Annotated in this window: 9 protein-coding genes; 2 read left to right on the forward strand and 7 right to left on the reverse strand. The window is 65.9% G+C overall.

What is annotated here, in order from left to right:
- Positions 1-41: 41 nt before the first annotated feature.
- Complete coding sequence (locus HCZ97_RS17210; protein WP_167690315.1) at positions 42-530, forward strand: peroxiredoxin; 489 nt, start codon at positions 42-44, stop codon at positions 528-530.
- A 389-nt stretch (positions 531-919) separates the two neighbouring features.
- Here the strand turns inward: HCZ97_RS17210 and HCZ97_RS17215 are convergent, their stop codons facing one another.
- A complete protein-coding gene (locus HCZ97_RS17215) occupies positions 920-1,528 on the reverse strand; it encodes a hypothetical protein (protein WP_167690317.1) in 609 nt (202 codons plus the stop codon).
- 156 nt (positions 1,529-1,684) lie between these two features.
- Here HCZ97_RS17215 and HCZ97_RS17220 point away from each other — a divergent pair, with 156 nt between their 5' ends.
- Positions 1,685-2,296 carry a GntR family transcriptional regulator gene (locus HCZ97_RS17220; protein ID WP_167690318.1) on the forward strand — a complete coding sequence of 204 codons (612 nt, stop codon included), beginning with the start codon at positions 1,685-1,687 and terminating at the stop codon, positions 2,294-2,296.
- Between the two features lie 102 nt (positions 2,297-2,398).
- Here HCZ97_RS17220 and HCZ97_RS17225 read toward each other — a convergent pair whose 3' ends face one another.
- From HCZ97_RS17225 to HCZ97_RS17250, 6 genes are all read right to left on the reverse strand, one after another.
- On the reverse strand, positions 2,399-3,274 hold the full coding sequence (locus HCZ97_RS17225) for a mechanosensitive ion channel family protein (RefSeq protein WP_167690320.1): 876 nt from the start codon (positions 3,272-3,274) through the stop codon (positions 2,399-2,401).
- Complete coding sequence (locus tag HCZ97_RS17230; protein ID WP_167690322.1) at positions 3,271-3,567, reverse strand: 4a-hydroxytetrahydrobiopterin dehydratase; 297 nt, start codon at positions 3,565-3,567, stop codon at positions 3,271-3,273. Before HCZ97_RS17230 ends, HCZ97_RS17225 begins: the two co-directional genes overlap by 4 nt.
- The gene (locus HCZ97_RS17235; RefSeq protein WP_167690324.1) at positions 3,564-4,760 is read right to left on the reverse strand and encodes a GNAT family N-acetyltransferase; all 1,197 of its coding nucleotides are present in this window, start codon (positions 4,758-4,760) and stop codon (positions 3,564-3,566) included. The genes HCZ97_RS17230 and HCZ97_RS17235 overlap by 4 nt, the downstream gene beginning before the upstream one ends.
- 32 nt (positions 4,761-4,792) lie before the next feature.
- On the reverse strand, positions 4,793-5,569 hold the full coding sequence (locus HCZ97_RS17240; RefSeq protein ID WP_167690325.1) for a glycerophosphodiester phosphodiesterase family protein: 777 nt from the start codon (positions 5,567-5,569) through the stop codon (positions 4,793-4,795).
- A gap of 3 nt (positions 5,570-5,572) precedes the next feature.
- Entirely contained in the window at positions 5,573-6,037 is a 465-nt protein-coding gene (locus tag HCZ97_RS17245; protein WP_167690327.1) for a RidA family protein, read from the reverse strand.
- A 175-nt stretch (positions 6,038-6,212) separates the two neighbouring features.
- Positions 6,213-6,668: HlyD family efflux transporter periplasmic adaptor subunit (locus HCZ97_RS17250; RefSeq protein ID WP_167690329.1), on the reverse strand; the 456-nt coding region annotated here is incomplete at its 5' end.

Consider the following 6,668-nt stretch of genomic DNA (forward strand, 5'->3'; position numbering starts at 1 on the left):
AACGCAAATCGACGCGCAAAATAGAGAAGGGGACGCAAGACATGACGATCAAGACTGGAGACACCCTGCCGGATGCGACACTGGTGGGCATGGGCGCCGAGGGACCGGCGCAGGTTGCACTGAAAGACAAGCTTGCGGGCCGCAAGGTCGTGATCTTCGGCCTGCCGGGCGCCTTCACCGGCACCTGCACCACCGCCCATGTGCCCAGCTTCATGCGCACCAAGCCGGGCTTTGACGAAAAGGGCGTGGACGAGATCATCTGCGTCTCCGTCAACGATCCCTTCGTGATGAGCGCCTGGGGCGAAAGCACCGGCGCGACAGAGGCCGGGCTGACCTTCCTGGGCGATCCGCATTCGGAATTCACCAAGGCGATCGGCCTTGAGTTCTCTGCCCCGCCGGTGGGCCTGATCGATCGCTCCAAGCGCTATGCCCTTTATGCCGAAGACGGCGTGGTCAAGGTGCTGCACCTGGAAGAGAACGCCGGCACCTGCGAGATCTCAGGCGGCGAAAGCCTGCTGGACGCGATCTGACCATTTCGGCGGGCCCCCGGGTCCGCCACTCGCCTGCCGGGGTGGCAGGCGGTCGAAATGAAAAACCCGGCCCTGCGCAAGCAGGGGCCGGGAGTGTTTCGGACCCTGTCTCGCCGCTGTCAAAGGCTGCAGTCTCCGGATGTCTTTCTGTCCCTCGTATTGTCCCCTGGACTGGCGCGGCTGTTCGCTCGCACCGTCAAACGCCGCGCCCATATGTCCCCAAGGGCGGCGGATCCCCAGCTCTACGATTGCTCCATGGATAGCTTGTATACAGGTTCGGAGTCAAAGCCTGAGCGTTTCGTTTTTCTGATCACGGAAACGTCAGGGCCCCGCCGCCTGAAATTTGAGCATGGCGTTGCAGGGCGGGCAAACCCGCTCCGCAGGCCCCGTCAGGGCGCGGCGGGGCGCCCCGGGGATAGCGCCTGAAGCCAACGCATCTGCACCTTGCTTTCCACCGCTTCGCTGAAGGCCGCGCGCACATGGGCGATGGCCGCGTCCGGCGCCATGCCGCGTTCGATCAGCAGCAGTGCGGCGACAAGCCCGCTGCGCCCGGCCCCGTAAAGACAGGTCAGAACGCAGGTGCCGCCGCTGTCCAGCAGCGCATGCAGCCGGGGGCCAAGGCTGGCCCAATGCTGCATGAAACCCTCGTCAGGGGCGCAATAATCCCGGATCGGGTGATGGGACAGGGCGATACCGCAGCGCTCCAGCCCCGCGGCCAGCAGGGGCAGCGCGCCCTCGGGCAGCTCCTTGGCCTCTGGCAGGGCCAGGCAGCGGCTGGCCCCGGCCGCGCGGCACCAGTCCAGCGTGGCGGAAAGGATCTCCGGATCCATGTAGCTGCTGCCATCGACCCCGCTGGACAGGCCGGGAAATCCCGCAAGGATGCAGCGCCCGCCGCCCGGCACGGCCATGACGGCGCGGATCGACAGCGCCTCTGTCCCGCTGGACAGGAGGGCATCGGGCTGCCCTGTCGCAGGGTCAGGCGGGGTCTTGTCGGCCATGGGGCATTTCCATGCGTTACGATCCGGGAAATTTCGGCTAGTTTGTGCGCGATACAACAAAATAGCCAGATCGTGCTTGCCGCATGTGTGTCTGGCAACAGCCCGGAAAGCACCGCTTTGGCCGTGCCGGAACCGGGCGGGCTTCGGGTGAGGAAGATGAAGAAGACCAGTGCCGAAATCGCCGTGATCCTGCGCGAACGGATCTGCCTCTATCCGGGGCCCGGAGAGATGCTGTTGCACGAAGGGCAGCTGGCTGAGGAATTCGGCCTGTCGCGCACGCCGATCCGCCAAGTGCTTCAGATGCTGTCCTACGAAGGCCTGGTCGAGACGCGCTCGGGCGTGGGCACGATCGCCACGCCGCTGCGGCCCGAACGCCGGGAGGCTGACGAAGCCGCCTTTCGCGCGCTGCTGGGGGCCGGGGCGGCCTGCCCGGTGACCGGGCGCGCGGTGCTTGAGGATGTGCTGGGGCTGCTGCGCAAGTCGCGCGCGGCGCTGGATCAGCAGGACGGCACGCCAGAGGCCCGGCTTTACCGCGCGCTCGCCTGGCTGCTTGAGGCCACCACCATGCTGGTGGATGACAACGTGATCGTCACTGCAATGCGTGCCGCCACCCTGCGCCATATCCGCTGGCTGGTGGCGGAGCTGCGGGAAGGCACCTTCCGGGATCCGGCCGCCGAATACGGCAGCTGGCTGGACCAGGCGATCCGCCTGGCCGAAAGCAAGGCCCCCGACGTGGTGCTGTCCCACCTGGCCAACCGCCGGCACTGACCGGACAGCCGCGCGCGCTGCCAGCCAGTCCCGGCAGGGCGGAATGACAAAGGCCGGCCCTTTCGGACCGGCCCCTGTTTCCTGCACCACCGGGCGCAGAGGTCACGCGCTGAGCTGCGCGGCCTCTTCCTCGGTTTTCACAGAGATCGTGCGCGTGGGAAAGGGGATCTCGATCCCACCTGCGTCCAGCGCCTCCTTCACCTTGCGGGTCATGTCGGCCTGGAAGCCGAAAAGCACCGTCCGGTCACACCAGACACGGACCAGGAAATCGACGGAGCTGTCGCCCAGGTTGGTGACCTGGATGAAGGGCTCCGGATCGGACATGGCGCGCTCGTCGGCCATGATCGTGTCCTTGATGATCTGCTCTGCCTTCTTCAGGTCGCTGTCGTAGCTGACGCCAAAGGTCCATTCCGCGCGCCGCGTCGGGTAGACGGAATAATTGGTGATCGTGTTGCCCCAGACCTGGCTGTTGGGAATGATCACCTGGGTGTTGGACAGGCTTGCCAGCTCCGTGTTGTTCAGGCTGATCGACATGACCGTGCCCATCTGGCCGCCGATCTCGACGAAGTCGCCGTTCTTGAAGGGGCGGAAGAAGACGATCATGACGCCCGCCGCCACGTTGGACAGCGTGCCCTGCAGCGCCAGGCCGATGGCCAGGCCCGCGGCACCCAGCAGCGCGATGATGGAGGTCGTCTGCACCCCGAAGGTGTTCAGCACGAAGAGCAGCGTGAAGCCGATGATCGTGTAGCCCAGGATCGACCCGAGGAAGGAGAACAGCGTGTCATCCAGCTGCTTGTGCTTCTTGGACAGCCCCATGATCCGGCGCTTGGCGAAACCCGACAGCCACAGGCCGACGACCAGGATCAGCAGCGCAGCGACGATATTGCCCACGAGGGAAGTGACCATGTCCAGGGTGAGGTAGGAACCGATCGTCTGGCCGTTCCAGACCTCGGTATTCAGCAATTCGTCAAAATTCATGTCAGCAATTGGTCCATTTTACGTGCAAGTTTCGCATCAAGCGAGGTTAAGCCGCCCATGTCATGGGTTGTCAACCTGACGTTGACCGTCTTGTAGACATTGCTCCAGTCCGGGTGGTGGTCCCATTTCTCCGCCCAAAGGGCGGCCCGGGTCATGAAGGCGAAGGCCTCGGTGAAATCGGCGAAGGTGAAGGTCTTGCTCAGGGTCTTGCCCTCTTCATCAAGCTGCCAGCCGGTTTCAAACAAGGGTTTCAACAGGGTGTCCTTGACGGATGCGCTGAGAAGTTCGGTCATTGCTGTTCCTCCTGTGTGTCCCGTCGGAAGGGTCCGAATGCGGTCAGCACCTCGATATCCTCGTCGACGGCGCGGGCTTCTGCCCGCAGGAATTCCCCCACCGCCTGGGACAGGCCCGGATCGGCGATCCAGTGAAGCGAATGGGTGTGGGCGGGCAGGTAGCCGCGCGCCAGCTTGTGTTCGCCCTGCGCGCCGGCCTCGACCCGCAGCTTGCCGGTGGCGATGGCATGGTCGATGGCCTGATAATAGCACAGTTCGAAATGCAGGCAGGGATGGTGTTCGATGCAGCCCCAGTAGCGCCCGAACAGGACCTCGCGCCCGATCATGTTCAGCGCCCCGGCCACGTTGCGCCCGTCGCGTTCGGCCAGCACCAGCAGGACGTCATCGCGCATCTCTTCCTGCACGATGTCGAAGAAGTCGCGCGTCAGGTAGGGTGTGCCCCACTTGCGGCTGCCGGTATCCATGTAGAAGCGCCAGAAATCGTCCCAGTGCTCCGGGCGGATGTCATCGCCGGTCAGCGCGTGGATCGTTCCGCCAAAGGCCTGGGCCTCGCGGCGTTCCTTGCGGATGTTCTTGCGCTTTCGCGAACTGAGGCCGGCCAGGAAATCATCGAAATCCGCGTAATCCCGGTTCAGCCAGTGAAACTGGGTGGAATAGCGCCGCATCAGGCCCATGGCCTCGCCGGCGACGGCCTCGGCTTCGGTGCAGAAGGTGGCATGCACGCCGGACAGGCCGCGATCCGCGGAGAGCTGCACCGCGCCCTGCACCAGGGCGGACAGCCCCTCTGCCTCGAACCCGGGTTTCACCAGGAAGCGCCGGCCGGTGGCGGGCGTGAAGGGCACGGCGATCTGCAGCTTGGGGTAAAACTGGCCGCCCGCGCGCTCATAGGCATGGGCCCAGTTGAAATCGAAGATGTATTCGCCCTGGCTGTGGGACTTGGCATAGGCCGGGGCCACGCCGATCAGCTCTCCGCCCATGCGGGCGGTCAGGTAGAAGGGCTGCCAGCCGGTCCCCGTCCCGACAGAGCCGCTGTCCTCCAGCGCCTTGAGAAAGCGCCAGGTGGTGAAGGGATCAAGCGGCCGCCCGCCATCGGCGGCCTCGGGGCAGGCGCAGCTGTCCCAATCCGCCTGCGTGATCTCCGACAGGGAGGGCAGCAGGCGGATCTCGACGCTCTGATCGCGGGAAGTATCCATGGGGGCAGTATCTGTGTCACCCCGCCCCGGGATCAAGCGGGAATGGGCGCCGGGTAATGTTCGAAGGTCACATTGTCGGCATGGGCCCGCGCAAGCGCTTCTTCTTCTGCAGAGCGGATGGTCCAGCACAGGACCGGGAAGCCGCTGTCGCGCAAGCCGGTGATCCTTTCGCGGGTCAGGTCATTGGCCTGGTGGCTGATGAAGCTGGCGCCCACGTCTTCCAGCGCGGAAATCGCGGCCAGTTCTGCGCGGCGGTCGTCCGACAGGTGGGACCAGTGCTCCGGATCATAGGCGGCGGTGGTCAGCCCGCGCGGAAACTGCGGCGCCTGGCGGGCGATCTGCACCATGCTGTGCGGGTTGAAGGACATGAACGCCAGCGGCCCCTCGTAGCCCATGGCATCCTGCGCGGCGGCCTCTTCCAGCGCGCCAGGCACCGGGCCCATGGCGCCGTGCTGGTCCTTGATCTCCACCAGCAGGGGCACGCGGCCCGCGACCAGCTCCAGCACCTCGGCAAAGGTGGGGATCCCCGCCTTGCCGCCGGTCAGCGGGATTTCCCCCAGCTGGCGGGCGGTCTTGCCGTTGATGGGGCCGCTTTCGCCGGTCACGCGATCCAGGGTGGCGTCGTGAAAGACCATGGCCACGCCATCGGCAGACAGCTGCAGGTCGATCTCTATCCCGTAGCCCGCGTCAATGGCGGCCTGCACGGCTTCGATGCTGTTTTCGGGGCGGCCCGCATCGCGGTCATGATAGGCGCGATGGGCAACCGGCGCCCTCAGGAAGGCGCCGGGAAGGGCAGGGGTGCTGGGCATCTGTCAGGCGAGCTCGAAGATGCCTTCGATCTCTACCGCGACATTGCCGGGCAGCGCCCCGGCAGAGACGGCAGAGCGCGAATGACGGCCGGCATCGCCCAGCACTTCGACCAGCAGGTCCGAGCAGCCGTTGATGACCACGGGCTGGCCGCCGAATTCCGGGGTGGAGTTCACGAAGCCGGTCAGCTTGACCACGCGCTTGAACTTGCTCCAGTCGCCGCCGCAGGCCGCCTTGACCTGTGCCAGCAGGGCCAGGCCGCAGTTTTTCGCCGCTTCGGCGCCCTGTTCCGGGGACAGCTCTGCGCCGACCTTGCCCTCGATCGGGCCGCTGTCATCCTTGGAGATCTGGCCGGACACGAAGAGCATGTTGCCGACCTGGACGAAGGGCACGTAGTTGGCAACGGGCGCCATGGCTTCGGGCAGGGTCAGGCCAAGTTCTTCCAGGCGGGCGTCGATATCGGTGGTCATGGAAATACCTCTCACGGTCGCAGGTGTGGGTGTCGCAATTGCCGCGACGCTACTAGGCGTGCCGGCGATTGCAACCGCGAAAGCGGGCGGGCGCGCGCAGCGCAGGGGGCTGCCCGCTGAACCTGCGCCGCCAGTTCCCTGCACCGGCCCAAAGCGAGGGGCCGGGCAGCGGGGATCAGCGGAAGGCCCGGGCGAAGTAATCGGTGAAGGGCTTGACCAGGTAGGCCAGCGGCGACCGGTCGCCGGTACGCAGGTAGGCCTCGACCGGCATGCCGGGGATCAGGCGAAGGTTGCCGGGCAGTTTCTCTGCCTCGCCCTCGTTCAGGCGGATCTCGACCTGGAAATAGGTCGCGCCGCTGCTCTCGTCCCGGAAGGCATCGGCGCTGATCCGGGTCAGGGTCCCTTCCAGTTCCGGCGTGGTGCGCTGGTCGAAGGCCGGGAAGCGCAGCAGCACGTCCTGGCCCAGGTGCAGCGCATCGACATGGATCGGGGCGACCTGGGCGCCGATGACCAGCGGGCGGTCTTCCGGCACGATGTTCAGCAGCGGCTCTGCCGGGGTGATGACCGATCCCGGCCCGGTGACCTGCAGCCCGTAGACGATGCCGGTGACGGGCGCGCGGATCTGCAGCTG

Source organism: Pseudooceanicola sp. HF7 (assembly GCF_011806405.1).
In the GTDB taxonomy this organism is placed as follows: domain Bacteria; phylum Pseudomonadota; class Alphaproteobacteria; order Rhodobacterales; family Rhodobacteraceae; genus Pseudooceanicola.

Coding starts and splice junctions, on each gene's coding strand:
- HCZ97_RS17210 (WP_167690315.1), top strand. CDS start 42: ATGACGATCAAGACTGGAGACACCCTGCCGGATGCGACACTGGTGGGC.
- HCZ97_RS17215 (WP_167690317.1), bottom strand. CDS start 1,528: ATGGCCGACAAGACCCCGCCTGACCCTGCGACAGGGCAGCCCGATGCC.
- HCZ97_RS17220 (WP_167690318.1), top strand. CDS start 1,685: ATGAAGAAGACCAGTGCCGAAATCGCCGTGATCCTGCGCGAACGGATC.
- HCZ97_RS17225 (WP_167690320.1), bottom strand. CDS start 3,274: ATGAATTTTGACGAATTGCTGAATACCGAGGTCTGGAACGGCCAGACG.
- HCZ97_RS17230 (WP_167690322.1), bottom strand. CDS start 3,567: ATGACCGAACTTCTCAGCGCATCCGTCAAGGACACCCTGTTGAAACCC.
- HCZ97_RS17235 (WP_167690324.1), bottom strand. CDS start 4,760: ATGGATACTTCCCGCGATCAGAGCGTCGAGATCCGCCTGCTGCCCTCC.
- HCZ97_RS17240 (WP_167690325.1), bottom strand. CDS start 5,569: ATGCCCAGCACCCCTGCCCTTCCCGGCGCCTTCCTGAGGGCGCCGGTT.
- HCZ97_RS17245 (WP_167690327.1), bottom strand. CDS start 6,037: ATGACCACCGATATCGACGCCCGCCTGGAAGAACTTGGCCTGACCCTG.